Origin of the sequence: Cellulosimicrobium sp. CpK407, assembly GCF_051844275.1 — a bacterium.
GTDB lineage: Bacteria > Actinomycetota > Actinomycetes > Actinomycetales > Cellulomonadaceae > Cellulosimicrobium > Cellulosimicrobium cellulans_G.
Genome location: NZ_JBGNYC010000060.1, coordinates 1 through 25,322, shown reverse-complemented (window position 1 = coordinate 25,322; position 25,322 = coordinate 1). Strand labels below are relative to the sequence as shown.

Annotated in this window: 16 protein-coding genes; 13 read left to right on the top strand and 3 right to left on the bottom strand. The window is 73.5% G+C overall.

Annotation, left to right across the window (positions count from 1 at the left end; translation table 11 throughout):
- Nucleotides 1-690 precede the first annotated feature (690 nt).
- The 3 genes from ABWU78_RS18830 to ABWU78_RS18820 all read right to left on the bottom strand — a co-directional run bounded on the left by ABWU78_RS18830 (nucleotide 691) and on the right by ABWU78_RS18820 (nucleotide 4,096).
- Nucleotides 691-1,413: a class I SAM-dependent methyltransferase gene (locus ABWU78_RS18830; protein WP_439159183.1), complete on the bottom strand. Its 723-nt coding sequence runs from the start codon at nucleotides 1,411-1,413 to the stop codon at nucleotides 691-693.
- Between the two features lie 43 nt (nucleotides 1,414-1,456).
- The gene (gene disA / locus ABWU78_RS18825; RefSeq protein WP_155098121.1) at nucleotides 1,457-2,512 is read right to left on the bottom strand and encodes a DNA integrity scanning diadenylate cyclase DisA; all 1,056 of its coding nucleotides are present in this window, start codon (nucleotides 2,510-2,512) and stop codon (nucleotides 1,457-1,459) included.
- A gap of 123 nt (nucleotides 2,513-2,635) precedes the next feature.
- Nucleotides 2,636-4,096: a DNA repair protein RadA gene (locus ABWU78_RS18820; protein WP_439159182.1), complete on the bottom strand. Its 1,461-nt coding sequence runs from the start codon at nucleotides 4,094-4,096 to the stop codon at nucleotides 2,636-2,638.
- A 76-nt stretch (nucleotides 4,097-4,172) separates the two neighbouring features.
- Between ABWU78_RS18820 and ABWU78_RS18815 the strand changes: the two genes are divergently transcribed.
- The 13 genes from ABWU78_RS18815 to ABWU78_RS18755 all read left to right on the top strand — a co-directional run bounded on the left by ABWU78_RS18815 (nucleotide 4,173) and on the right by ABWU78_RS18755 (nucleotide 25,226).
- Entirely contained in the window at nucleotides 4,173-4,712 is a 540-nt protein-coding gene (locus ABWU78_RS18815; RefSeq protein ID WP_439159181.1) for a potassium channel family protein, read from the top strand.
- A 518-nt stretch (nucleotides 4,713-5,230) separates the two neighbouring features.
- A complete protein-coding gene (locus tag ABWU78_RS18810; RefSeq protein ID WP_439159180.1) occupies nucleotides 5,231-8,398 on the top strand; it encodes a family 43 glycosylhydrolase in 3,168 nt (1,055 codons plus the stop codon).
- A gap of 170 nt (nucleotides 8,399-8,568) precedes the next feature.
- Nucleotides 8,569-9,306 (top strand): hypothetical protein, encoded by a 738-nt coding sequence (locus ABWU78_RS18805; RefSeq protein WP_439159179.1) that lies wholly within the window; start codon nucleotides 8,569-8,571, stop codon nucleotides 9,304-9,306.
- A 183-nt stretch (nucleotides 9,307-9,489) separates the two neighbouring features.
- A complete protein-coding gene (gene proC, locus ABWU78_RS18800; RefSeq protein ID WP_439159178.1) occupies nucleotides 9,490-10,371 on the top strand; it encodes a pyrroline-5-carboxylate reductase in 882 nt (293 codons plus the stop codon).
- A 35-nt stretch (nucleotides 10,372-10,406) separates the two neighbouring features.
- On the top strand, nucleotides 10,407-11,459 hold the full coding sequence (locus ABWU78_RS18795) for a LacI family DNA-binding transcriptional regulator (RefSeq protein ID WP_253055130.1): 1,053 nt from the start codon (nucleotides 10,407-10,409) through the stop codon (nucleotides 11,457-11,459).
- Nucleotides 11,460-11,587: 128 nt separating this feature from the next.
- Nucleotides 11,588-13,258 carry a xylulokinase gene (locus ABWU78_RS18790; RefSeq protein ID WP_439159177.1) on the top strand — a complete coding sequence of 557 codons (1,671 nt, stop codon included), beginning with the start codon at nucleotides 11,588-11,590 and terminating at the stop codon, nucleotides 13,256-13,258.
- Nucleotides 13,255-14,025: an L-ribulose-5-phosphate 4-epimerase gene (locus tag ABWU78_RS18785; RefSeq protein ID WP_439159176.1), complete on the top strand. Its 771-nt coding sequence runs from the start codon at nucleotides 13,255-13,257 to the stop codon at nucleotides 14,023-14,025. Before ABWU78_RS18790 ends, ABWU78_RS18785 begins: the two co-directional genes overlap by 4 nt.
- Before the next feature lie 180 nt (nucleotides 14,026-14,205).
- Nucleotides 14,206-15,714, top strand: a complete 1,509-nt coding sequence (gene araA, locus ABWU78_RS18780) for an L-arabinose isomerase (RefSeq protein ID WP_253055027.1) — start codon at nucleotides 14,206-14,208, stop codon at nucleotides 15,712-15,714.
- Between the two features lie 471 nt (nucleotides 15,715-16,185).
- Nucleotides 16,186-17,202 (top strand): ABC transporter substrate-binding protein, encoded by a 1,017-nt coding sequence (locus tag ABWU78_RS18775; protein ID WP_253055028.1) that lies wholly within the window; start codon nucleotides 16,186-16,188, stop codon nucleotides 17,200-17,202.
- Nucleotides 17,203-17,422: 220 nt separating this feature from the next.
- Nucleotides 17,423-18,964, top strand: a complete 1,542-nt coding sequence (locus ABWU78_RS18770; RefSeq protein ID WP_439159175.1) for a sugar ABC transporter ATP-binding protein — start codon at nucleotides 17,423-17,425, stop codon at nucleotides 18,962-18,964.
- Nucleotides 18,961-20,019, top strand: a complete 1,059-nt coding sequence (locus ABWU78_RS18765; RefSeq protein WP_439159174.1) for an ABC transporter permease — start codon at nucleotides 18,961-18,963, stop codon at nucleotides 20,017-20,019. Before ABWU78_RS18770 ends, ABWU78_RS18765 begins: the two co-directional genes overlap by 4 nt.
- Before the next feature lie 80 nt (nucleotides 20,020-20,099).
- Nucleotides 20,100-21,077 (top strand): galactofuranose ABC transporter, permease protein YjfF, encoded by a 978-nt coding sequence (gene yjfF / locus ABWU78_RS18760; protein WP_253055031.1) that lies wholly within the window; start codon nucleotides 20,100-20,102, stop codon nucleotides 21,075-21,077.
- Nucleotides 21,078-21,347: 270 nt separating this feature from the next.
- Complete coding sequence (locus tag ABWU78_RS18755; RefSeq protein ID WP_439159173.1) at nucleotides 21,348-25,226, top strand: alpha-L-arabinofuranosidase C-terminal domain-containing protein; 3,879 nt, start codon at nucleotides 21,348-21,350, stop codon at nucleotides 25,224-25,226.
- Nucleotides 25,227-25,322: the final 96 nt, after the last annotated feature.

Genomic DNA, 25,322 nt, shown 5'->3' with positions numbered 1-25,322 from the left:
GCGTCGTCTCGCCCTGGTCGTCGCTCACCTCGGACGACCGCCCGCGGTGTCAGGTTTGTCTGCGCCGCACCCCACCCCACCGCGCCGTCCCGCTCCGCGCCGTCCCGCGCTCGTGCCGTCGCGGTCCAGCCGTAGCGCTGCCTGAAAGCGCAGACGCTGCGGCGAGCGCTTCTGAGCGCCCGACGGCTCCCGACCGCCGGCTCGGCGAGTACCGTCGGAGCGGTCCAGCACCGGCGGACAGGCGACTCACCGCCGCAGGCGAGCCACCGCCGTGGGCGGCCCGACCGCGGTGGGCGACCGGACGCCGTCGGCCCGCTCCAGCCGCGGCGGGCGCCCCGACCGCGGTGGGCGACCGGACGCCGTCGGGTCCGATCCCGCCGCGGCGGGTGACCTGAACGTGATGGGCGACTGGTCGCTTGCGCGACCACCTCGTGCGGCGAGCCTCGAAGTGGGCGACGCACCTCCGTCGGGCGGGACCATGGTCTATCTCGCGGGACCGGGGAACTGCCTCGCGGGACTGGGGAACTGCCTCGCGGGACCGGGGCTCTACCTCGCGGGACCGGGGCTCTACCTCGCGGGACCGGGGCTCTGCCTCGCGGGACCAGAGGTCTACCTCGCACGACCACGGTTCTGCCTCGCGCGGCCTGGTATCTCGGCCGGCCGGGGTTCTCTCGACTGGGGCCGGGCGGGTCAGCGGCGGGCCAGGGCCCAGCGGAAGGCGTTCTGCAGGAGATAGGTGCCGTCGGGGCGGCGGAAGGGGCGGGCGGCGGCGAGGACGTCGGGGCGGAGCTCGGCGCGCAGGTCGTCCGACTCGCCGAACATGATCGCGGCGACGACCTCGTCCGCGTCCGCGAGCACCATCGGCGCGTCTGCCACGCCCTCGGCGAGGACGGTGAAGCCGTGCTCGGCCAGGAGCGCGCCGAGGTGGCCCTCCTCGCGGCTCTCGTCGCTCGGCTCGTGGTCCTCGCCGGCGACGGCCCGCTCGAGGACGGTGAGGTCGTTGCGGTCGTCCTCGGCCCAGGTCGCGACGGCGACCAGGTCGCCGACGCGCCGGCACTCGCTCAGCGTCCTGGCGACGTCGGTGAACGCGAGGGCGTTGACGAGCGTGACGAGGTCGAACGCGTCGTCGGGCCAGGGGAGGCGCTCGGCCTGGGCGACGCGGAGGTCGGCACCGGGGCTGTGCCGGCGTGCGACGTCGATCATCCCGGCCGCGGCGTCGCAGCCCGCCGCGTCCGCGCCGCGGGCGAGGGCCAGGGCGACGAGCTCGCCGGTGCCGCACCCGACGTCGAGCACGCGCGAGCCGGGCCCGACGCCCGCGGCGTCGAGGATCGCCCGCTGGGCCGGGGCCGCGGCGGGCGCCCACCAGCGCGCCCAGGCGTCGGCCAGTGCCGACCACTCGTCGACGTGGTCCACGGTCCCCCTCCGTGCGGGCTCGTCGGTCGGACGGTCAGGTGGGTCAGACGTAGCGCTCGAGGATGCTCGACTCCGCGAGCCGCGACAGACCCTCGCGGACGGCGCGGGCGCGCTGCTCGCCGACCCCGTCGACGGTCATGAGGTCGTCGATGCTCGCGGCGAGGAGCTTCTGCAGCCCGCCGAAGTGGGCCACGAGGCGGTCGATGATCGTGGCCGGCAGGCGCGGCACCTTGGACAGCAGGCGGTACCCGTGCGGCGCGACCGCGGCGTCGAGCGCGTCGCCGCCGCCCGGCAGGTCGAGCACGCGGCCGATCTGGCCGAGGTCGAGCAGCTGCGTGGAGTCGAGGCCGCCCAGGGCCTTCTGCACGTCCGCGAGCGAGCGGTCCTTGCGGCCGAGGTCGACGTAGTCGCGGATGACGAACTCGCGGTCGGACCCGATGCCGCCGATGAGCTCGTCGAGCTGGAGAGCGAGGAGGCGACCGTCGGTGCCCAGCTCGATGACGTACCCGGCGATCTCCTCGGAGATGCGGGCGACCATCTCGAGGCGCTGCACGACCGCGCACACGTCGCGGACGGTGACGAGGTCCTCGATCTCGAGCGCGGAGAGCGTGCCGGACACCTCGTCGAGGCGCGCGCGGTACCGCTCGAGCGTCGCGAGGGCCTGGTTGGCGCGCGACAGGATCGTGTCGGAGTCCTCCAGGACGTGGCGCTGCCCGCCGACGTACAGGGCGACGATCCGCATCGACTGGCTCACCGAGATGACCGGGAAGCCGCTCTGCTTGGCGACGCGCTCCGCGGTGCGGTGCCGCGTCCCCGACTCGGTCGTCTCGATCGTCGGGTCGGGCAGGAGCTGCACGGCGGCGCGCAGGATGCGGTTGGCGTCGCGGTCGAGCACGACCGCGCCGTCCATCTTCGACAGCTCGCGCAGGCGCGTCGCCGAGAAGCCGACGTCGAGCTGGAAACCGCCCGAGCACATCTCCTCGACGACCTTGTCCAGGCCCAGCACGATGAGCGCGCCCGTCCGGCCGCGGAGGATGCGTTCGAGACCGTCACGGAGCTCGGTCCCGGGTGCCACGGCGGCAAGGGTCTCCCGGAGCATCTCGTCGGGGTGCGCGGGGGGATTGGCCACGAAGGAATCCTACGCTGTACGGCTCTGCCGGCCGCGGGGACCCGCGGCCCCGCGCCACAAAGAGGTCACGATCCGGTCTCGGGTCCACGGGGGTCACGTGCGCGCGAGCTCGACCGCCTCGCCGAGGTGGCGCGCGGGGAGGATCGTCATGCCCTCCACGGGGCGCGGGAACGACCCGCGCGGCACGACGGCGCGCGTGAAGCCGAGTCGTGCGGCCTCCGCCAGGCGTCGGTCGAGGCCCGTGACGGGACGGATGTCGCCCGCGAGACCGACCTCCCCGAACGCGACGGTGCCCTGGGGCAGCGCCTCGTCCTCGCGTGCGGAGAGCACGGCGAGGGCGATCGTGAGGTCGGCGGCGGGCTCGGTGACCTTGGCGCCGCCGACGGTCGACGCGTAGACGTCCTGGTCGACGAGCCGCACGCCCGCGTGGCGGTGCATGACGGCGAGGATCATCGCGAGGCGGCTGGAGTCCACGCCGCTCGTGGTGCGGCGCGGGTTGGTCAGGGAGCTCGGCACGACGAGCGACTGGATCTCGAGCGCGAGCGGGCGCCGACCCTCCAGCGTCACGGTGACGCACGTGCCGGGGGACCCGGCGCCCGTGTGCGAGAGGAACAGCCCGCTCGGGTCGGCGAGACCGACGATGCCGTTCTCGGTGAGGTCGAAGCAGCCGACCTCGTCCGTCGGGCCGTAGCGGTTCTTGACGGCCCGGACGAGCCGCAGGCGCGAGTGCCGGTCGCCCTCGAACTGGCACACGACGTCGACCAGGTGCTCGAGCGTGCGCGGCCCGGCGACCGAGCCGTCCTTGGTGACGTGCCCGACGAGGATCACCGGGAGGTCGCGGGCCTTCGCCGCGGCGATGAGCGAGGCAGCGACCTCGCGGACCTGGCTCACGCCGCCGGGCGCGCCCTCGACCTGGGCGGACGCGATGGTCTGCACGGAGTCCACGACGAGCAGGTCGGGCTCGGTCGCCTCGATGTGACCGAGGACGGTCGCCAGGTCGGTCTCGGACGCGAGGAGGAGGCCCGGCGCGAGGGCGCCCACGCGCTCCGCGCGCAGCCGCACCTGCCCGGCGGACTCCTCGCCCGTGATGTAGAGGACGCGTCGCGGCGTCGGGGTCGGGCGCGCGGCGGCGGCGGCGCGCTCGCCGACCGGGCGCACCGTCGGCAGGTCCGACCCGCCGGCGGCGACGTTGCTCGCGACGGCGAGCAGGAGCGTGGACTTGCCCACTCCCGGCTCCCCGGCGAGCAGCACCACCGCGCCCGGGACGATGCCGCCGCCGAGCACGCGGTCGAACTCCGAGACGCCCGTGGGTGTGGCGCGCGCCGCCTCGACGCTGATCTCCCCGATCGGCCGCGCGGGGGAGCGGGTCGGCGAGACCGGGGTGGTGCGCGGGCCGGAGGCCGCGGGGGCGTCCTCGGTCACCGTGCCCCACTCCTGGCACTCCCCGCAGCGGCCCACCCACTTGGTCGTGGTCCAGCCGCACTCGGAGCAGCGGTAGGCGGGGCGGGAGCGCTTGGCGGCCGCGGAGCGGGCCGCGGTGGTCGACGACGTCACGCGCCCAACCTAGCCACGGCCGCCGACACCGGCGCGACGCCGCGACGGGAACGCCCTCGCGCGGGATGCTGGGCGCATGCGCACGCTCCCGCACGACAGCCCGTGGTGGACGCTCATCCTCACGGTCGCCTCCACGACGGCGTGCCTCACGGTCTACTACGGGGTCCCGCTGCCGACTGACGAGGCCCCCGAGGTCGTCCAGCTCGTGGTGTTCGCCGTCGGGCTGGCGCTGCTGTGCGCGCTCCTCGTGGTCCAGGTCCGCCGCCAGCTCCGCGCGTGGGGGACGCCGAGCGTCCGGGTCCAGTCGGTCATGGGGCTGCTCCTGCCGGTGGTCACGTTCTTCGCCCTCGCCTACTACCTCATGGCCGACCAGTTCGTCGGCATCGAGAACCGCACCGACGCGCTGTACTTCGCCGTGGTGACGCTCGGGACCGTCGGGTACGGCGACGTCCACCCGGTCGGCGAGGCGGCGAAGATCGTGGCGATGGTCCAGATCGTGCTCGACCTCGTCGTGGTGGGTGTGCTCGTCTCGATCGCCACGTCGCGCGCCCGCGCCCGGGCGGAGCACCGGCACGAGCACGAGCACGGGCCGCGCACCGAAAACCGGCCCGGCTGAGTTTCTTCCGCCGGGCGGCGGGCGCTGCCGGCCCCGACCCGTCCGTGCGCAGCATCCTGCGGTTCGGAGCGCTCGGCACGGGCGCGCTCGCGGTGCCGTCCGAGACCGCCCGGCAGCAGATGACCGAAAACCATTGCGATCACATTTCTGTCTGTGGCAGGGTCGGCACCGGACGACCGGCTCGACGACGAGAGGTGCACGCCCGTGACGACGCGAGCGCGACGACGGCCCGCACGCGACACCCCTGAGGTGCGCGCCGCCGTCGGCCCGCCCGGCAGGGCTGCCATCCCGCGCACGACGACGGTGCCGTGACGACGGCGGTGACGCGTCCGACCCCCGCCCGCGGGGGCGTCACCGCCCGTCAGCCGGGCACACGGCCGACCTGCCCGCCGGCACGGGCTCCACGACCGTGCGCCCCGGGGGCCGAGGGAACTCCCGGGGTGCACGACCTCCACGCAGGAACCGCTGGCCCGCTCCGTGCAGGTACGAGAGCAGCCCGACCATCAGGAGAGCAGCCCATGACCGACAGACCGACCACCCGACCGTCGCGTGGGCGCAGCCCCGCCCGCGGCGCGCTCGCGAGCGTGCTCAGCGCCGGCCTGGCGCTCACCGGGCTCGCGGTCACCGCGGCTCCGGCCGCCGCCGCGGAGCCGTACACGTTCACGAGCACCGAGAACCCGATCCTCGGCGACGGCAGCTACTACTCGGCCGACCCGGCGCCGCTCGTCGTCCCCACGGGCGCGCCCGGCAACGAGACGGGCGAGGACGAGCTCTACGTCTACACGGGCCACGACGAGGCGGGCCCGACGCGCAACGACTTCGTCATGAACGAGTGGGGTGCGTTCGTGACGAGCGACGTCGACGCGGGGGAGTGGACGCACCACCCGTCGCTCATGCGGCCCGAGGACGTGTTCGAGTGGGCGACGCCGGGCCGCGCGTACGCGGGGCAGGTCGTCCAGGGCGTCGACGGGCGCTACTACTGGTACGTCCCCGTGAACGAGGCGGACAGCCCGGCGAGCGACGCGTTCGGCATCGGCGTCGCGGTGTCCGACACCCCGACCGGCCCGTGGACCGACCACGTCGGCGGGCCGATCATCTCGCAGCGCGTCCCGACCCCGAACACGATCCACAACATCGACCCCACGATCCTGGTCGACGGCGAGGGCGACGACGCCCGCGTCTACGTCTGGTGGGGCAGCTTCTCCAACCTGCGCATGCTCGAGCTCGCGCAGGACATGAAGACGCCCGTCGGTCAGGTCCGCACGGTCACCGGGCTCACCGGGTTCTTCGAGGCCGCGTGGGCGTTCGAGCGGAACGGCACCTACTACATGGCGTACGCGGGGAACAACGCCGGGCCGACGTCGTCGTGCACCCCGGCGAACTACCACGCGTGCATCGCGTACGGGACGGCGACCTCGCCCGAGGGGCCGTGGACCTACCGCGGCACGGTCCTCGCCCCGGTCTCGTCGACGACGAGCCACCCGGGCATCCTCGAGTTCGACGGCGAGTGGTGGATCGCCTACCACACGGCCGACGCCGAGGGCGGGAACCACTTCCGGCGCTCGGTCGCGATCGACCGCGTCGAGTGGGACGACACGCAGTCGCCGCCCCGCATGAAGCAGGTCGTCACGACGCCCGCGAAGGTCAAGGACACGACGCCGCGCGCGAACGTCGCGCAGGAGGCGACGGTCACCGTCTCCAACGAGCCCGTCCCGACGCAGTACTGGAAGAAGGCGCTCAACGACGAGATCGTGCGGCCCAACCCCTTGCCCCCGGACATGTGGGGCACGTGGACCGGGAACAACCCGCCGCAGCAGTGGGTGCAGTACACGTGGGACCAGCCGATGCGTCTCGCCGGGTCGCAGATCGAGTTCTGGAACGACCAGCCGCAGGGCACGGGCGTCGGCGTCGCCGCCCCGGCGTCGTGGCGCATCCAGTACTGGGACGCCTCCGACGGCGGGGCGTGGGTCGACGTGGCGAACCCTAGCGCCTACGGCACCGGGACGAGCGGGTTCCAGACCACGACGTTCTACCCCGTGACGACGACGCAGGTGCGCGCGGTCTTCGACGCCTCGACCAACGGCAGCACGTACTCCGCCGTCGCCGTCGAGGAGTGGAAGGTCCTGGCCGAGCAGCCCGCCGCCGTCGAGCCGACGGGCGTGACGGTCGAGGTCGGGGAGACCGACCTGCCGGGCACGGTGCCCGTGACGTTCCCCGGCGGGGAGACGCTGCAGGTCCCCGCCTTCTGGGACGAGGTCGCCGCGGACGACGTCGCCGCCCCCGGCACGTTCGACGTCGAGGGGTCCGTGCTCGGCTACGCGGGCGGTCGCGTGCGCACCGAGGTCACGGTGGTCCCCGCCGAGCCGGCCGAGGGTGACGAGACCGCTCCGACGCTGACGCTCACGCCGCTGGGCAGCGCCGGCAGCGACGGGTGGTTCCGCTCCGACGTCCGCGTCCGGGTCGACGGCGCCGACGACTCCGGCGGGCGCGTGGTCCTCACGACGACCGTGGACGACGGTGCGCCCGTCACCACGGAGCCGACCCGGTCGACCGAGGTCGCGGTCGTGGGCGACGGCGACCACCGGGTCGTCGCGACGGCCGCGGACCGCGCGGGCAACGTCTCGCCGGAGGCGGCCCTCGACGTCCGGATCGACCGCGTGGCGCCGGTCAGCACGGGCGTCCTCGACCCGGCGGCGCGCACGGTGACGGTCACCGCGACCGACGCGACCTCCGGGGTCGCGCGCGTCGAGTACGCGATCGGGACCGGCGCGTGGCAGCCGTACGGCGGTCCCGTGGCCGCCCCGGACGCGAACCAGCACCGGGTGTCGTTCCGCGCGGTCGACGCCGCGGGCAACGCCGAGACGCCGAAGGCCGTGACGGTCCCCGCGGACGTCTCCGGACCGCTCACGGGCAACGTCGCGCCGATCGCCACGGCGAGCGCGTCGTACACCGCCGGGTGGAACAGCGTCGGCGCGCTCAACGACGGCGCCGACCCGGCGAACCCGAGCCAGGCCCAGATCTGGGGCACGTGGTCCGGGACGCGGCCGGCGACGCAGTGGGTCCGGTACGACTGGTCGCGCCCGATCCGCCTCACGGGCGCGGAGCTGAAGTTCTGGCGGGACTCGGACCCGGGGAGCGGGGACGGCGTCGTCCGTCCCGACTCCTGGGTGCTGGAGTACTGGGACGACGCGGCGCAGGCCTGGACCCCCGTGGCGAACCCGTCCGGGTACGGCACGAGCACGACCGCCTTCAACACCGTGACGTTCGACCCGGTCACCACGTCGCGCCTCCGGGCGACCTTCGCGGCGAACGGCAACGGGACGACGTACTCGGCGGTCGCCGTCACCGAGTGGCGCGCGTTCGCGGACGACCCGGGCACGGGCGGCCCCGAGCCCGAGCTTCCGCTGACGGTCACCGCGCAGGCGCGCTGCCTCGCCGGCAAGGCCTACGTCGCCGTGGTCGCCACCCACGACCACGACGCGCCCGTCGACGTCGTCGTCGAGACGCCGTACGGGACGCGGTCGTTCCCGGCGGTGGAGCCGGGCAAGAGCGCCTACCAGTCGTTCGCCGTCCGCGCGACGACCGTCGAGGCGGGCGCCGTGGTCGTGCGCGCGACCGGCACGGTCGACGGCACGGAGGTGACGACGGAGACCGGGGCGGAGTACGCCGCCCTGGGCTGCGGGTGACGATCCCGACCCCGCCCGGGTCATGACGGGCGCGGGTGAACCCGTCCGCGCGTGCCCGACACCCCGCGTCAGCGCGAGGGGTCGGGCACGCGCGCGTCCTACTCTTGGCCGCAGGGGCCCCGGCCGAGCGGACCGGGCCGCGAGGACCGAGAGCAGCGGAGGTAGGCGCGATGAGCCAGTCGCCCGGCGGGAGTCCGACGGGACGAGCGCCCGCACCCGCGCGACCGGGGCAGGGCCCCGCGCGACCGGGGCAGGGCGCGACCGCGCGCCGCCCGGGCGACGCGGTGGGCGCGAGCGACCGCCGCCACTCGCGGCCCTCCTCGGCGGCCGTCTACCGCCGCCGACGGCTCGTCGTGCTCGTCGGCCTGGTGCTCGTCGTCGGTCTCGTGGTCGCGCTGCTCGCCTGGGGCTGGCCGGGGTTCGCCCGGGCCGACGCGGAGCCCGCGCCCACGGTGACCGTGATGGCTGACCCGCCGACCCCGACGCTCGAGCCCGTCGCGCGCACGGGGACCTCCGCGTTCGCCCAGGCGCTCCCGGACACGGTGCTCGACCTGGTGCTGCGCAGCGACGCGGCGACGGACGCGTGGTCCACGGCGCGGGCCCTCGAGGCGTACGAGCTCGTGTACGCGGACGGCGAGGGCGACGACGCCACGACGGTCACGGTGGTCGCCGGGCAGTGGCCGACCGTCGCGGAGGCGGAGACCGCGGCGAGCGACCTCGTCGCGGCGGCCGACGAGCCGACGGACACGGGCGACGTCGAGGTCGCGGGAGAGGTCGCCGGCACGTACGCGGTGACGCCCGCCGCCGATGGGCAGGCGACCGTCACCTGGACCAACGGAACCGCCGTCCTCCAGGCCACCGGGCCCGCCGACGTCGTCACCGAGGTGTACTCCGCCTATCCGCTGTGACCCCGCTCTGACCCCGACCCGACGCGGTCCCGACGCGGTCCCGAAGCCCTGCGGGCGCCCTCACCACGGGGCGTACGGCGCGCGGCACGGCGCGCGGCGCGGCGCGCGGCGGTCGCCCCGCGGCCCCGCGCACCCGCCGGGTGCGCAAGAATGCCCTCACCGACCACCGGGAGCTGATCGCCCATGACCGACCGTCCGACCCCGTCCGTCCCTGCGCGACCGCTCGCCGTCCTCGGCACGGGCGTCATGGGCGAGACCGTCCTCGCGGGCGCGCTCGCGTCGGGCTGGGACCCCGCCGACGTCGTCGCGACGGTGCGCAGGCCGGAGCGGGCCGAGGAGCTCGCGGCGCGCCACGGGGTCCGGACGACCCAGGACAACGTCGAGGCCGTGCGCGGCGCCGGCGTGGTGGTCGTCGCGGTCAAGCCGAAGGACGTCGCCGCGCTGCTCGACGAGGTCCACGACGCCGTCGGCGCCGGGACCGTCGTGGTGAGCGTCGTCGTCGGGCTGCCCACGTCCTTCTACGAGGACCGGCTCCCGGCGGGCACCGCCGTCGTGCGGGTCATGCCGAACACGCCGTCGGTCGTGGGCGCCGGGGTGAGCGCCGTGAGCGGCGGTGCCGCCGCGGACGACGACGACGTCGCGCTCGTCGAGCGCCTGCTGTCCGCGACGGGGCTCGTCGTGCGCGTCGCGGAGAAGGACCAGGACGCGGTCGGGGCGCTGTCGGGCTCCGGCCCGGCCTACGTCTTCTACGTGATCGACGCGCTCGCCGAGGCGGGGGTCCTCCTGGGCCTGACGCGGGCCACGGCGCTCGAGCTCGCGACCGCCACGGTGCACGGCGCCGCGACCATGCTGCGCGAGACCGGCGAGCACCCGGCGATCGCGCGCGAGAAGGTCTCCTCGCCCGGCGGGACGACCGTCGCCGCGCTGCGACGCCTCGACGCGGGCGGGGTGCGCGCCGCGTTCCTCGACGCTCTCGAGGCCGCGCGCGACCGGTCGGCCGAGCTCGCCGCGGCGCTCGCGGCCGCGCCCGCGCCGCGCCGCGACCCCGAGAGGGCCGGGTCGTGAGCGACGGGCCGTCGCCGCGCACCCGCCCGCCCGCGATGTCCGACGTCGCGCGGCTCGCGGGCGTGTCGCACCAGACGGTCTCGCGCGTGCTCAACGACCACCCCAGCGTGCGGCCGGAGACGCGCGACCGGGTCCTCGACGCGATCGCGACGCTCGGCTACCGCCGCAACAGCGCGGCCCGCGCGCTCGTCACGATGCGCTCGGGGACGATCGGCGTCGTGACGACGGGCTCCGCGCTGTACGGGCCGACGTCGACGCTCATCGCGGTCGAGGAGGCGGCGCGTGAGCAGGGGTACTTCGTGAGCGTCGCGACCATCCGGCGCTACGACGCCGACACGATGCACCGCGTGCTCGAGCACTTCATGGACCAGGGCGTCGAGGGCATCGTCGTCATCGCGCCGCAGACCGACGTCGCGGCGGCGGTCGACTCGTTCCGCGCCCCCGTGCCGGTCATCATGATCGCGGCGCGCGACCGCCCGGGCGAGGGCGAGGCCGCCGAGGTCGTGCGTCCGAGCGCCGGGGCGCTCGGCGCGCCGGGCGCGATCCTGTCCATCGCGGTCGACCAGCGGCTCGGCGCGCGGCTGGCCACCGAGCACCTGCTCGGCCTCGGGCACCGCACGGTGCTGCACCTGTCCGGCCCGCTCGACTGGTTCGACGCGCGCGAGCGCGAGACGGGCTGGCGCGCGGCGCTGGAGCAGCACGGCGCGCCCGTGCCCGAGCCGGTGCGCGGCGACTGGTCCTCCGACCGCGGCTACGCCGTCGGGAAGGAGCTCGCGGACGCGGTCCGCGCGGGCGACGGGCCGACCGCGGTCTTCGCCGGCAACGACCAGCTCGCGCTCGGCCTGCTCCGGGCGTTCTGGGAGCAGGGCGTGCGGGTGCCGAGCGACGTCTCGGTCGTCGGGTTCGACGACGTCGCGGGCGCGGGGCACTTCATCCCGCCGCTGACGACGGTGCGCCAGCCGTTCGGCTCGCTCGGGCGCCGGTGCATGGGGATGATGATCGACGCCCTGTCCGGCGCGACCGTCCGGCCCGTCTCCATCCCGCCCGAGCTCATGGTCCGCGAGAGCACGGCGACGCCGCGCGGCTGACGTCGCGCGCTCCGACCGCGAGGCATCTGCGAGCACCCGCTCCGGGGGAGTTGGCCTCGCTGGTTGTGAGCGCTAACATTCGAGAGGACACACGACCGAGCGCGACGCCGCGACGAGGAGAAGCAGCAATGGTGCAGCAGGACGAGGCCGGTCGCCGTCGGGCGGCCGTCGTGGCAGGGGAGACCGCGCTCGGGATCGAGCTCGGGTCGACGCGGATCAAGGCGTGCCTCGTGGACGGCGACGGCACGCCGCTCGCGAGCGGCAGCCACGCGTGGGAGAACAGGTTCGAGGACGGCACGTGGACGTACTCGCTCGACGCCGTCGAGGCCGGGCTGCGCGACTGCTACGCGCGCCTCGTGGACGACGTCGAGTCGCGGTACGGCGTGCGGCCCACGACCTACGGCGCGCTCGGCGTGTCCGCGATGATGCACGGCTACCTCGCGTTCGACGCGGACGGGGAGCTGCTCGTCCCGTTCCGCACGTGGCGCAACACGTCGACCGGGCCGGCCGCCGCCGAGCTCACGGAGCTGCTCGGGTACAACGTCCCGCTGCGCTGGTCGGTCGCGCACTGGTACCAGGCGATCCTCGACGCCGAGCCGCACGCGGCCCACGTCGCGTCGCTCACGACGCTCGCCGGGTACGTCCACCGGCGGCTCACGGGCCGCCACGTGCTCGGCGTGGGCGACGCGTCCGGCATGTTCCCCGTCGACCCGGCGACGCGCGACTACGACCAGGCGCTCCTCGCGCTCGTCGACGAGCGCGCCGCGACGCACCGCGCAGGCCCGAAGCTCGCGGAGCTCCTGCCCGAGGTCCTCGTGGCCGGCGACGACGCGGGCCGGCTCACGGCCGAGGGCGCGGCCTGGCTCGACCCGTCGGGCGCGCTCGCCCCCGGGGTGCTGCTGTGCCCGCCCGAGGGCGACGCGGGCACGGGCATGGTCGCCACCAACGCCGTCGCACCGCGCACCGGCAACGTCAGCGCGGGCACGAGCATCTTCGCGATGGTCGTGCTCGAGCGCCCGCTCGGCGGCGTGCACCACGAGCTCGACCTCGTCACGACGCCCGCGGGCGACCTCGTCGCGATGGTCCACTGCAACAACGGCGCGAGCGAGCTCGACGCGTGGGCGGGCCTGCTCGGCGAGCTGGCCGCGGCCGTCGGCAGCGACGCGGGACCGGACGACGTGTTCGGCGCCCTCTTCCGCGCCGCGCTGGACGGCGACGCGGACGGCGGCGGGCTGCTGGCCTACAACTACCTCGCGGGCGAGCCGATCACGGGCCTCGCGGAGGGGCGGCCGCTCGTCGTGCGCACGCCCGGGAGCCGGCTCACGCTCGCCAACTTCGCGCGCACGCAGGTCTACGGCGCGTTCGGGACGCTCGCGCTCGGCATGCGGGTCCTCGCGGCGGAGGGCGTCGCGATCGACGGGATGCTCGCGCACGGCGGCATGTTCCGCACGGCCGGCGTCGCCCAGCGCATGCTCGCCGCGGCGATCGACGCGCCGGTGAGCGTCGGGCGCACGGCGGGCGAGGGCGGCGCGTGGGGCATCGCGGTGCTCGCCGCGTTCGCGCGCGACCGGGCGTCGGGCACCGCGTCCGGGTCTGCCGACGGCGTCGCCGGCCACGACCTCGGCGCGTACCTGCGCGACCACGTGTTCGCGTCCGCCCAGATCGAGACCGTCGCGCCCGACCCGGCCGACGTCGCCGGGTTCGCGGCCTACCTCGACCGCTACGCCGCGGGGCTCGCCGTCGAGCGCGCCGCCGTGGCGGCACTGCCCGCCCGCACCGAAGGAGAGGACCCCGCATGACCACGCCCACCCCGGCCGCGGACGTCACGGCACCCGCTGAGCCCGCGGTGCCCGCCGTGCCTGCGCACCTGCGCGAGGCCGTCGACGCCGCCAAGGAGCGCGTCGCGGCGCTGCACGCCGAGCTCCCGCGGTGGGAGCTCGTCGTCTGGACCGCGGGCAACGTCTCCGAGCGGGTCCGCGACACCACGCGTCCCGACGGCTCGGGCGACCTGCTCGTCATCAAGCCGTCCGGCGTCGCGTACGACGACATCACCCCCGAGGCGATGGTCGTGTGCGACCTCGACGCGGCCCTCGTCGAGGGCGACAGGTCGCCGTCGTCCGACACGGCGGCGCACGCCTACGTGTACCGGCACCTGCCGGAGGTGGGCGGGGTCGTGCACACCCACTCGACGTACGCGACCGCCTGGGCCGCGCGCGGCGAGCCCGTCCCGTGCGTCCTGACGATGATGGCCGACGAGTTCGGCGGCGACATCCCCGTCGGGCCGTTCGCGCTGATCGGCGACGACTCGATCGGGCGCGGCATCGTCGAGACCCTGCGCGACTCCCGCAGCCCCGCGGTCCTCATGCGCAACCACGGCCCGTTCACGATCGGCACGGACGCGCGCGCGGCGGTCAAGGCGGCCGTCATGTGCGAGGAGGTCGCCCGGACCGTGCACGTCAGCCGGCAGCTCGGCGAGCCCAGGCGCATCGCGCAGGACGACGTCGACTCGCTCTACGCGCGCTACCAGCACGTCTACGGGCAGCAGCCCGCGCCCGGCCCGCGCTGACCACGGGTCGGTGCCGGCCCCCGGCCGTCCCGACACACCCGGCACCCGCCGCGCGCACCCGGCGCGCGGACGACGACCCAGCACGACGCAGGACGACAGCAGCACGACACAGCACGACCACCCGGGACGGGACCGCAGCGGTGCGGCGCCCGCCTCACGACACGAGAGATGTGGACCGACATGAGCAAGCCCTACGCGGACCGCGAGATCTGGTTCCTCACCGGGAGCCAGGACCTGTACGGAGAGGAGACGCTGCGGCAGGTCGCCGAGCAGTCCCAGGAGGTCGCGCGCGCCCTCGACGCGTCGCCGGACGTCCCGGCGACCGTGGTCTGGAAGCCCGTGCTCAAGGACGCCGGCTCGATCCGGCGCGCGATGCTCGACGCCAACGCGGACGACCGCGTCCTGGGCGTCGTGACGTGGATGCACACGTTCAGCCCCGCGAAGATGTGGATCGGCGGCCTCGACCAGCTCCGCAAGCCGCTCCTGCACCTGCACACGCAGGCGAACGTCGAGCTGCCGTGGGACACGATCGACTTCGACTTCATGAACCTCAACCAGGCCGCGCACGGCGACCGCGAGTACGCGTACGTCGCGACGCGGCTCGGGGTGGCCCGCACGACGGTCGTCGGGCACGTCTCGAACCCGGCCGTCACCGCGCGCGTCGGCTCGTGGGTGCGCGGCGCCGCCGGATGGGCGGCGACGCACGAGCTGCGCCTCGCCCGCTTCGGCGACAACATGCGCAACGTCGCGGTCACCGAGGGCGACAAGACCGAGGCCGAGCTCCGGTTCGGTGTGAGCGTGAACACGTGGGGCGTGAACGACCTCGTGCGCGCGGTCGAGGAGGTCTCCGAGGCCGACGTCGACGCGCTCGTCGCCGAGTACGAGGACCTCTACGACGTGGTCCCCGAGCTGCGAAAGGACGGCGACCGGCACGCCTCGCTGCGGTACGCGGCCCGGCAGGAGATCGCGCTCGAGACGTTCCTCGAGTCGGTCGGCGCCAAGGCGTTCACGACGAACTTCGAGGACCTGGGCGACCTGCGCCAGCTCCCCGGCATCGCCGTCCAGCGCCTCATGGCCAAGGGCTACGGGTTCGGCGCCGAGGGCGACTGGAAGACCGCCGTGCTCGTGCGCGCCGCGAAGGTCATGGGCGAAGGCCTGCCCGGCGGGGCGTCGCTCATGGAGGACTACACGTACGACCTCACGCCCGGCAGCGAGAAGATCCTCGGCGCGCACATGCTCGAGATCTGCCCGTCGCTCACGACCTCGAAGCCCCGGGTCGAGATCCACCCGCTCGGCATCGGCGGCAAGGAGGACCCGGTCCGCATGGTGTTCGACGCCGACCCGGGCGTCGGCGTCGTCGTGTCCCTCGCGGACATGCGCGACCGGTTCCGCCTGACCGCCAACGTGGTCGACGTCGTGGCGCCCTCGGCGCCGCTGCCGCACCTGCCCGTGGCGCGGGCGGTGTGGGAGCCGCGCCCCGACTTCGCGACCTCCGCCGAGGCGTGGCTCACCGCGGGCGGCGCGCACCACACGGTGCTGTCCACCGCGGCCGGCATCGACGCGTTCGAGGTCTTCGCGGACATCGCCCGCACCGAGCTCCTGGTCATCGACGAGGCCACGACGCGCCGAGGCTTCCGCGACCAGGTCCGGTGGAACCAGGTGTTCTACCGCGTCGCGCAGGGCCTCTGAGCCCGTCCCGCCCTGACGCCGAGAGAGCGATCCCGGCCGAGGCAGCGGCCTGCGGCACCAGTTCGCGCGCCGTTCGCGCGCCGTCGCGGCCGTGCGTCGCTCTCTCGGCGCGGTGGGGGCTCTTGGTCGGTGCGGTCGTGACCGAACCGTGACGAGGGGTCGCTTCCCCTCCGCGCGTGTGAGCGCTAACATCGTCTCTCGGGAGGGTGTGAGCGATCACATCCGCAGGTCTGGGGCTCGGTGCCTCGGCAGGCTCCGCACGGACGGCACGCCGCAGTGTCGGGCGGTGACCACAACGGTTACCGAACGGTTATGCGGAATGCCGGGTCGGGGCTTGCGGGAGAGGTGCTGACACCGCTAGACATTGACACAAGCAAACATGTATCAACAAGAGTCAACAGCCCGACGGTGGGCTGGCACGACCCGACGACCCTCGGCACGGCGCCGAGGTCGCATCTCAAGGAGGAGAGCATGTTCAGCACGACCAAGGCGCGCACGCGTCTGACGGGTGTCCTCGCCGGCGTGGCGGTCCTCGCGCTCGCGGCGTGCAGCAGCGGGGGCGGCAGCACGGACGACAGCAGCAACGACGCGGGTGGCGACGGCGGCAGCGGCGACACGATCGTCGTCGGCTTCTCGCAGGTGGGCGCCGAGTCCGGCTGGCGCGCGGCGAACACCAAGTCCATCCAGGACACGCTCACGGCCGAGAACGGGTTCGACCTCAAGTTCTCCGACGCGCAGCAGAAGCAGGAGAACCAGATCCAGGCGATCCGCTCCTACATCGCGCAGGGCGTGGACGTCATCGCGTTCTCCCCGGTCGTCGAGTCCGGCTGGGACGCGGTGCTCGAGGAGGCCAAGCAGGCCGGCATCCCCGTGATCCTCACGGACCGCGCCGTGGACTCCGCGGACGACACCCTCTACGAGTCGTTCATCGGCTCCGACTTCGTCCTCGAGGGCGAGATGGCCGGTGACTGGGTCTCGGAGAACGTCGCGACCGAGCCCATCAACGTCGTCGAGCTCCAGGGCACCACCGGCGCGGCGCCCGCGATCGACCGCAAGACCGGGTTCGAGAACGCCACGAAGGACAACCCGAACGTCACGATCATCGACTCCCAGACGGGCAACTTCACGCGCGCCGAGGGCAAGACGGTCATGGAGGGCTTCCTCCAGGCGCACGACGACATCGACCTCGTCTACGCGCACAACGACGACATGGGCCTCGGTGCCATCGAGGCCATCGAGGCCGCGGGCCTCGTCCCGGGCGAGGACATCAAGATCGTCACCGTCGACGCGGTGAAGGACGGCATGCAGGCGCTCGCCGACGGCAAGATCAACTTCATCGTCGAGTGCAACCCGCTCCTCGGCCCGGACCTGGCGGAGATCATCAAGAAGGTCGTCGCGGGCGAGGAGGTCGAGAAGCGCATCGTCGTGGAGGACCAGTCCTTCACGCAGGAGCAGGCCGTCGAGGCGCTCCCGACGCGCGAGTACTGACCGGCTCGGCGGCCCTCTCGGAGCGATCCGCGAGGACTCCCGCCCGGCGGGGCCGGTCCACGCCGACCGGCCCCGCCACCACGGACGGGTCGCGCGCCGGGAGAGCACGTCTCCCCGGCGCGCGGCCGACGCACCACCGCCGGCATGCCGACGTCGCCGGCGTCCTGAGGCGACCCGGGGCCCGGCAGCCCCGTCGCCACCGCTGCACGGAAGGTCACCCATGACTACCGCCGTCCCCGACGGTCGACCCGTCGTCGAGATGACCGGGATCTCGATCGAGTTCCCGGGCGTCAAGGCGCTCGACGGAGTCGACCTCACGCTCCGGCCCGGAGAGGTCCACGCCCTCATGGGCGAGAACGGCGCCGGCAAGTCGACGCTCATCAAGGCGCTCACGGGCGTCTACTCGATCGACTCCGGTCGCATCGTCGTCGACGGCGCCGAGCACACGTTCTCCGGCCCGGGCGAGGCCCAGGCCGCCGGCGTCTCGCCGGTGTACCAGGAGGTCAACCTCTGCGAGAACCTCTCGGTCGCCGAGAACATCATGCTCGGCCACGAGCCGCGCCGCCTCGGCGCGATCGACTGGCGCACGACGCGCCGACGCGCGGGCGAGATGCTCGCCCGCCTCAACCTCGACATCGACCCGGCCTCGTCGCTCGCGGCCCACTCGCTCGCCGTGCAGCAGCTCGTCGCGATCTGCCGTGCGCTCGTCGTCGAGTGCAAGGTCCTCATCCTCGACGAGCCGACCTCGAGCCTCGACGCGGACGAGGTCGCCCAGCTCTTCGCCGTCGTGCGGCGGCTGCGCGACGAGGGCGTCGCGATCCTCTTCGTCTCGCACTTCCTCGAGCAGGTCTACGAGATCTCGGACCGCATGACGGTCCTGCGCAACGGGAAGCTCGTCGGCGAGTACGTGACCGCGGAGCTCCCGCGCCTCGAGCTCGTCTCCAAGATGATCGGCACCTCGCTCGAGGTGCTCGAGGAGCTCGAGGAGGCGCCCAAGCGCTCCGTGGCCGACCGCGACGGGACCACCCCGTTCGTCCAGGCCCTCGGCGTCGGCCGCAAGGGCTCGATCCAGCCGTTCGACCTCGACGTGTACCCGGGCGAGGTCGTGGGCCTCGCCGGCCTCCTCGGCTCGGGCCGCACCGAGCTCGCGCGCCTGCTCGCCGGCGCCGACCGCGCCGACTCGGGTCAGGTGCGCGTGGGTGGCGCGCCCGCACGCCTGCGCACGCCGCGCAGCGCGATGCAGCGCAAGATCGCGTTCTCCTCGGAGCACCGCAAGGCCGAAGGGATCGTGGGCGACCTGACGATCCGCGAGAACATCGTGCTCGGGCTCCAGGCGGAGCGCGGCTGGGCGCGACGCCTGCCGAAGAAGCAGGTCGACGAGATCGTCGAGACCTACATCAAGGCGCTCGCGATCCGCCCCGGCAACCCGGACGCCCTCATCAAGAACCTCTCGGGCGGCAACCAGCAGAAGGTGCTCCTCGCGCGCTGGCTCGCGACGGCCCCCAAGCTGCTCATCCTCGACGAGCCGACGCGCGGCATCGACGTCGGCGCCAAGGCCGAGATCCAGAAGCTCGTGGCCCAGCTCGCGGGCGAGGGCATGTCGGTCGTCTTCATCTCGGCCGAGCTCGAGGAGGTGCTGCGGCTCAGCCACCGCATCGCCGTCATGCGCGACCGGGTCAAGGTCGCGGAGATCACCAACGACGAGGACGTCACGGTCGAGGACGTCGTCGAGCTCATCGCGAGCGGAGGGCAGGAGTCATGAGCACCACGGCACCCGCCTGGCAGCGCGCCGTCCAGCACCGGCTCTTCTGGCCGATCGTCGCGCTGGTCGTGCTGCTGGCGGTCAACACCATCAACCGGCCGAGCTTCCTGTCGATCCGGCTCCAGGACGGCCACCTCTTCGGGTCGCTCGTCAACCTGCTGAAGAACGGCGCGCCGCTGCTGCTGGTCGCGCTCGGCATGACGCTCGTCATCGCGACGCGGGGCATCGACCTGTCGGTCGGCGCGGTCGTCGCGATCTCCGGGGCCGTGGCGCTGAGCTTCATCGCCTCGTCGCCCTCCCCGGACAGCCTGACCACGGTCCTGGTGGCCGTCGGCATCGCGCTCGCGCTGTCGTTCGTCCTCGGCGTGTGGAACGGCTTCCTGGTCTCGGTCCTCGGGATCCAGCCCATCATCGCGACGCTCGTGCTCATGACCGCGGGCCGCGGCGTCGCGATGCTCATCACGGGCGGTCAGATCACGACGGTCAACAGCGCGCCGTTCAAGGCGATCGGCTCCGGGTTCTGGCTCGGCGTCCCGGTGGCGGTCGTCCTCGCGGGCGTCGTCTTCGTGGCCGTCGCGCTGCTCACGCGCCGGACCGCGCTCGGCATGCTCATCGAGTCCGTCGGCATCAACCCCGAGGCGAGCCGCCTCGCGGGCGTCAAGTCGCGCAGCATCATCTGGACCGTCTACGCGGTGTGCGCCCTCTTCGCGGGCCTCGCGGGCCTCATGATCTCCTCGAGCACCATGGCGGCCGACGCGAACAACGCCGGCCTCTTCATCGAGCTCGACGCGATCCTCGCCGTCGTCATCGGAGGCACGTCGCTCGCCGGCGGCAAGTTCTCGCTCTCGGGCACGCTCGTCGGCGTCCTCATCATCCAGACGCTCACGCTCACGGTGACGATGCTCGGCATCTCGCCGTCGGTCACGCCCCTGTTCAAGGCGATCGTCGTCATCGCGGTCTGCCTCGCGCAGTCCCCGAAGGCGCGCGACCTGGTCGCCGCCCGACGACGTCGCGCGGCCCCGACGGCCGCCGCGGCCGCGGAGGTGAGCGCCTGATGTCCGCCGTGCAGACCCCTGCCCCGACCTCGCCGCCCGACCCCCGGGGCGCCGAGACCGCCACCCCCGGAGGCCCGAGAATGACCGAGCGACTCACGAGCCGCTTCCGCCTCGACCGGCGCTACCTCCCGGTCCTCGGCACGTTCGCGGTGCTCGCGCTCATGCTCGTGGTGGGCGGCAGCCGGTACGAGAACTTCCTCTCGGCCCGCGTCATCTCGAACCTCTTCATCAACAACTCGTTCCTCATCGTGCTCGCGGTCGGGATGACCTTCGTCATCCTCACGGGCGGCATCGACCTGTCGGTGGGCGCGGTCGTGGCGCTCTCGGGCATCACGACGGCGTCGCTGCTCCAGAGCGGCTGGCCCGTCGCCGTCGTGCTCCTCGTCTCGGTCCTCATCGGGACCGTCCTCGGCCTCGCGGTCGGGTTGATGGTGCACGTCTTCGACATCCAGCCGTTCATCGCGACGCTCGCGGCGATGTTCCTCGCGCGGGGCCTCTGCTACGTGATCTCGCTGCAGTCGATCCCGATCACGGACGAGTCGTTCGTCGCCCTGGCGGGCTGGAGCCAGGAGTTCGGCGACGGCTGGCGCATCACGACCGCGGTCATCATCGCCCTGGTCGTCGTCGCGATCGCGTTCTACGTGCTGCACTACACGCAGTTCGGCCGCACCGTGTACGCGATCGGCGGCGGCGAGCAGTCGGCGATGCTCATGGGCCTGCCCGTCGCACGCACCAAGGTGCTCGTGTACGTGGTGAGCGGCACGTGCGCCGGCATCGGCGGCCTGCTGTTCGCGATGTTCTCGCGGTCCGGCTACTCGCTCACGGGCGTGGGCATGGAGCTCGACGCGATCGCCGCGGTCGTCATCGGCGGCACGCTGCTCACGGGCGGCACGGGCTTCGTGCTCGGGTCCGTGCTCGGCGTGCTCGTGCTCGGCCTCATCCAGACGATCATCACCTTCGAGGGCACGCTGAGCTCGTGGTGGACCAAGATCGTCATCGGCGTGCTGCTCCTGGTCTTCGTGATCCTGCAGCGCGTGCTGGTCGTCAGGCGGAGGTGATCCGTCGGTGCCGGGCCCGGCCGCTGCGGCGTCCTCGTGACGTCGTGGCGGGCGCGGGCCCGGCGCCGCGGCCGTCTGCCCGGGCGTCTACCCCGGGTTCACCGGAGCTGGACGGGGGCCGGCACCCCTGGGCCGGCCGGGCGCACGCCCGGCCGGCGGTGTGTCATGACATGACCCTTGTCGAATGTGAGCGTTCACACTAGGCTCGGCCACGATCCTGTTAACGCTCACACGCAATGGTGCGTGTCTCTCGACGATGAGAGGAAGCCCATGGATACGTCCTTCCACCCTCCACGGCCCCGCACGGCCCGCCGCCGGGCGGTCGCGCTGGCCGTCGCGACCGGCCTGGTCGGCACGGTCGCGCTCGCGACGTCGGTGCCCGCCACCGCCGCGGAGCCCGACCTGCCGGACGGCGCGTGGGTCGACGCGTTCGACGGCGCCGGCCTCGGCCCCGACTGGACGGTCGTCAACCCCGTTCCCGAGGCGCTGTCCGTCGCCGGCGGGAAGCTCACGCTCGCGTCGCAGCCCGGCGACACCTACCAGGACGCGAACAGCGCGAAGAACGTCGTGCTGCTCGACGTGCCGGCGGGCGACTTCACCGTCGTCACGCACGTGGAGGCGCCCGTCGCCTCCGTCTACCAGGGCGCGGGTCTCGTCGCGTGGCAGGACATGGACAACTACGTCCGGTCCGGGCTGACCTTCGTGGGCGACCTCTCGCCGTCGGGCCGCGCGATCGAGAACGACGTCGAGACCGGCGGCGTCTTCACCGCGGCCGCCTTCACGGACCGCCCGGGCTCCACCGGGGAGACGCTGCGCATGCAGCGCACCGGCGACACCATCGCGACGAGCTTCTGGGACGGCGCCGCGTGGCAGCCCGCGGGCTCCGTGACCGTCGACTTCCCGACGACGCACGTCGGCCTGTACGCGCTCGCCGCGCAGAACGGCACGTCGCACGCGGCGGCGTTCGACTACGTGGCGCTCCAGGCCGCCGAGGGCGCCGACCAGGTGCCCGACGGCGCGTTCACGCTCGCGGGCCCCGGCGACGCCCGGTACCTCGTGGCGACCGACGACGGCCTGGCCCTCGACGACGAACGCCCCGCGACGACGGTCGCGCTCGCCGCGACCGGGGTCGACGGCCCCGACGGCACGTCCCCGGTCACGCTCACGGCGGGCGACCGCCCCGTCGTCGTGACCGGCGCGTCCCGGCTCTCCCTCGGAGCCGCGGGCGACGACGCGACCGCGCTGCGGCTCACCGACGCGGGCGGCGGCACGGTCTGGCTGCGCGACGCGGCCGACCCGGAGCGGTACGCCGGCGTGCGCGCGTCCGACGGCGCGCTCGTCCTCGGCCCGCGTGACGCGGCCACGAAGCTCACGGTCACGCCCGCCACGAGCGCGGACCACGAGATCACCGTGGACCTCGCCGGCGAGCGCACGGAGATGAGTGACGAGCTGTACGGCATCTTCTACGAGGACATCAACTACGCGGCCGACGGCGGCCTGTACGCGGAGCTCGTGCGCAACCGGTCGTTCGAGTTCACCTCCCAGGACAACGGGTCGTTCACGGGGCTCACCGCGTGGAGCGCCGCGAACCGCGGCGGCGCGACGGCCACGACGCAGGTCGTGAACGACGCCGGGCGGCTCAACGCGACGAACCGCACCTACCTCAACCTGACGACGACCGCCGCGGGCGCCGGGGTGCGCAACGCCGGGTACAACACGGGCCTGTTCGTCGAGGAGGGGAAGTCGTACGACTTCTCCGTCTGGGCGCGGTCGGCGACGGCGCAGACCGTCACCGTGCGCGTCGAGGACGCCGCCGGGACCACGGCGTACGCGACCGGCCAGGTCGCCGTCGACGGCTCGAACGCGTGGAAGAAGTACGACGTCACGCTCACCGCGACCGGCACGACGAACGCCGGGCGGCTCGCGCTGCTCTCCGGCGCGGCGGGCACGCTCGCGCTCGACCAGGTGTCGCTCTTCCCGCAGGACACGTGGGTCGGGCCGGTCAACGGGAAGTCGGTGCTCCGCAAGGACCTCGCCGAGAAGATCGACGCGCTCGACCCGCAGTTCCTCCGCTTCCCCGGCGGCTGCGTGACGAACGTCGGCACGTTCCGCACGTACGAGGAGTCGGGCTTCACCGACCGTCGCCGCACGTACCAGTGGAAGGAGACGATCGGCCCGGTCGAGGAGCGCGCGACCAACTGGAACTTCTGGGGCTACAACCAGTCGTACGGCATCGGGTACCTCGAGTACTTCCTCTTCGCGGAGGACCTCGGTGCGACGCCGCTGCCCGTCGTGTCGGTCGGCGCCAACGGCTGCGGCAGCACCATCCCCGAGATGACGGACCCGGCGCAGATCCAGCGCTGGGTGGACGACACGGTCGACCTCATCGAGTTCGCCAACGGCGACGTGACGACCGAGTGGGGCGCCGTGCGGGCCGAGCTGGGCCACCCCGAGCCGTTCGGCCTGAAGTACGTCGGCCTCGGCAACGAGGAGAACACGAAGACGTTCGAGGCCAACTTCCCGGCGTTCCGCGACGCGATCGCGGCCGCCTACCCGGACGTCCAGATCATCTCGAACTCCGGCCCGGACGACACGGGCCAGCGCTTCGACGAGCTCTGGGAGTTCAACCGCGAGCAGGACGTCGACCTCGTCGACGAGCACTACTACAACGACCCGCAGTGGTTCCTCGAGAACGACGAGCGCTACGACTCCTACGACCGCGAGGGGCCGCACGTGTTCCTCGGCGAGTACGCGTCGCGCGGCAACACCTTCGCCAACGCGCTCGCGGAGGCGTCGTTCATGACCGGTCTGGAGCGCAACTCCGACGTCGTGCGGCTCGCGTCGTACGCGCCGCTGCTCGCGAACGAGTCGTACGTCCAGTGGTCGCCCGACGCGATCTGGTTCGACAACGACGAGTCGTGGGGCTCGGTGAACTACTACGTCCAGCAGCTGTTCTCCGCGAACGCGGGCGACGAGGTCGTGCCGAGCACGCACGCGGGCCCGGTGCCCGCCGACGCGACGCTCGACGGCGGCGTGTTCCTCTCCACGTGGAACACGGCCGCGCAGTACGACAACGTGCGCGTCACCGACAACGCGAGCGGCGAGGTGCTCTTCGCGGACGACTTCGAGTCCGGGGCGTCGCAGTGGGAGCCGCAGTCGGGCACCTGGGCGGCGCAGGACGGCGCCTACGTCCAGTCGGCGACGAACGTCACCGACGCCCGGTCGATCGTCGCCGGCGCATACGCGAAGGACTGGTCGAGCTACACGCTCGAGCTCGACGCGCGCAAGACGTCGGGTGCCGAGGGCTTCCTCGTCGGCTTCGCCGCGGGCGGCCCGAACGACTACTACTGGTGGAACCTCGGCGGGTGGAACAACTCGCGCCAGGCCCTCCAGCGCGCGTCGGGCGGGAGCGCCAACGAGGTGAAGGCCGTCGAGAACCACTCCATCGAGGCCGGCCAGCCGTACCACGTCAAGGTCGTCGTCGAGGGCTCGACCATCGAGCTCTACCTCGACGGCGAGCTCCAGATGTCCTACGAGCAGCCGTCGACCAAGTCGCTCTACCAGGTCGTCACGCGCGACGACGACACGGGCGACGTCGTCGTCAAGGTCGTCAACCCCACCGCGACCGCGGCGCGCACGCAGGTGCACGTCGAGGGGCTCGGGGCCGGCACGGGCATCGCGTCCGAGGCGACGGTCACGGAGATGGTGGGCGCGCCGTCGGACACCAACACCAAGGCCGACCCCGAGCGGGTCGTCCCGGTGAAGCGGACGCTGACGGGCGTGGGGGAGGAGTTCTCCTACGAGTTCCCCGCGCACTCGATCACGTTCGTGCGGCTGCACGCGTCCGACGCGGCGCCCGAGCTCGACCTCGCGGTCGAGGTTTCGCCGCGCTGCCTGGCGGGGAAGGCGTACGTCGCCGTGCGCGCGACGAACGGCGAGGACGTCCCGGTCTCGGTGACGCTCTCCACGCCGTTCGGGCAGAAGACGGTCGCGGACGTGGCGCCGGGCAAGAACGCGTACCAGTCGTTCGCGGCGCGCGCGACGTCGGCCCCGGCCGGCACCGCGAGCGTCACGGGCACGGCGGTGGTCGACGGCGAGCAGGTCACCACGACCGTCGACGTCGCCTACGACGCGCTCGACTGCGGCTGACCCCGAGGTAGAGCCCTGGTCGCCCGAGGTAGAGCCCTGGTACCGCGAGGTAGAGGCGTGGTCCTGACCCCGCCCCTCCCCCTCCGAACCCCACCC

Bases quoted from the DNA above. Each gene is read 5' to 3' on its own strand.
- ABWU78_RS18815 (WP_439159181.1), top strand. From the start codon at position 4,173: ATGCGCACGCTCCCGCACGACAGCCCGTGGTGGACGCTCATCCTCACG.
- ABWU78_RS18790 (WP_439159177.1), top strand. From the start codon at position 11,588: ATGGTGCAGCAGGACGAGGCCGGTCGCCGTCGGGCGGCCGTCGTGGCA.
- ABWU78_RS18770 (WP_439159175.1), top strand. From the start codon at position 17,423: ATGACTACCGCCGTCCCCGACGGTCGACCCGTCGTCGAGATGACCGGG.
- ABWU78_RS18805 (WP_439159179.1), top strand. From the start codon at position 8,569: ATGAGCCAGTCGCCCGGCGGGAGTCCGACGGGACGAGCGCCCGCACCC.
- ABWU78_RS18810 (WP_439159180.1), top strand. From the start codon at position 5,231: ATGACCGACAGACCGACCACCCGACCGTCGCGTGGGCGCAGCCCCGCC.
- araA (WP_253055027.1), top strand. From the start codon at position 14,206: ATGAGCAAGCCCTACGCGGACCGCGAGATCTGGTTCCTCACCGGGAGC.
- ABWU78_RS18755 (WP_439159173.1), top strand. From the start codon at position 21,348: ATGGATACGTCCTTCCACCCTCCACGGCCCCGCACGGCCCGCCGCCGG.
- disA (WP_155098121.1), bottom strand. From the start codon at position 2,512: ATGCTCCGGGAGACCCTTGCCGCCGTGGCACCCGGGACCGAGCTCCGT.
- ABWU78_RS18765 (WP_439159174.1), top strand. From the start codon at position 18,961: ATGAGCACCACGGCACCCGCCTGGCAGCGCGCCGTCCAGCACCGGCTC.
- ABWU78_RS18785 (WP_439159176.1), top strand. From the start codon at position 13,255: ATGACCACGCCCACCCCGGCCGCGGACGTCACGGCACCCGCTGAGCCC.
- yjfF (WP_253055031.1), top strand. From the start codon at position 20,100: ATGACCGAGCGACTCACGAGCCGCTTCCGCCTCGACCGGCGCTACCTC.
- ABWU78_RS18795 (WP_253055130.1), top strand. From the start codon at position 10,407: ATGTCCGACGTCGCGCGGCTCGCGGGCGTGTCGCACCAGACGGTCTCG.
- proC (WP_439159178.1), top strand. From the start codon at position 9,490: ATGACCGACCGTCCGACCCCGTCCGTCCCTGCGCGACCGCTCGCCGTC.
- ABWU78_RS18775 (WP_253055028.1), top strand. From the start codon at position 16,186: ATGTTCAGCACGACCAAGGCGCGCACGCGTCTGACGGGTGTCCTCGCC.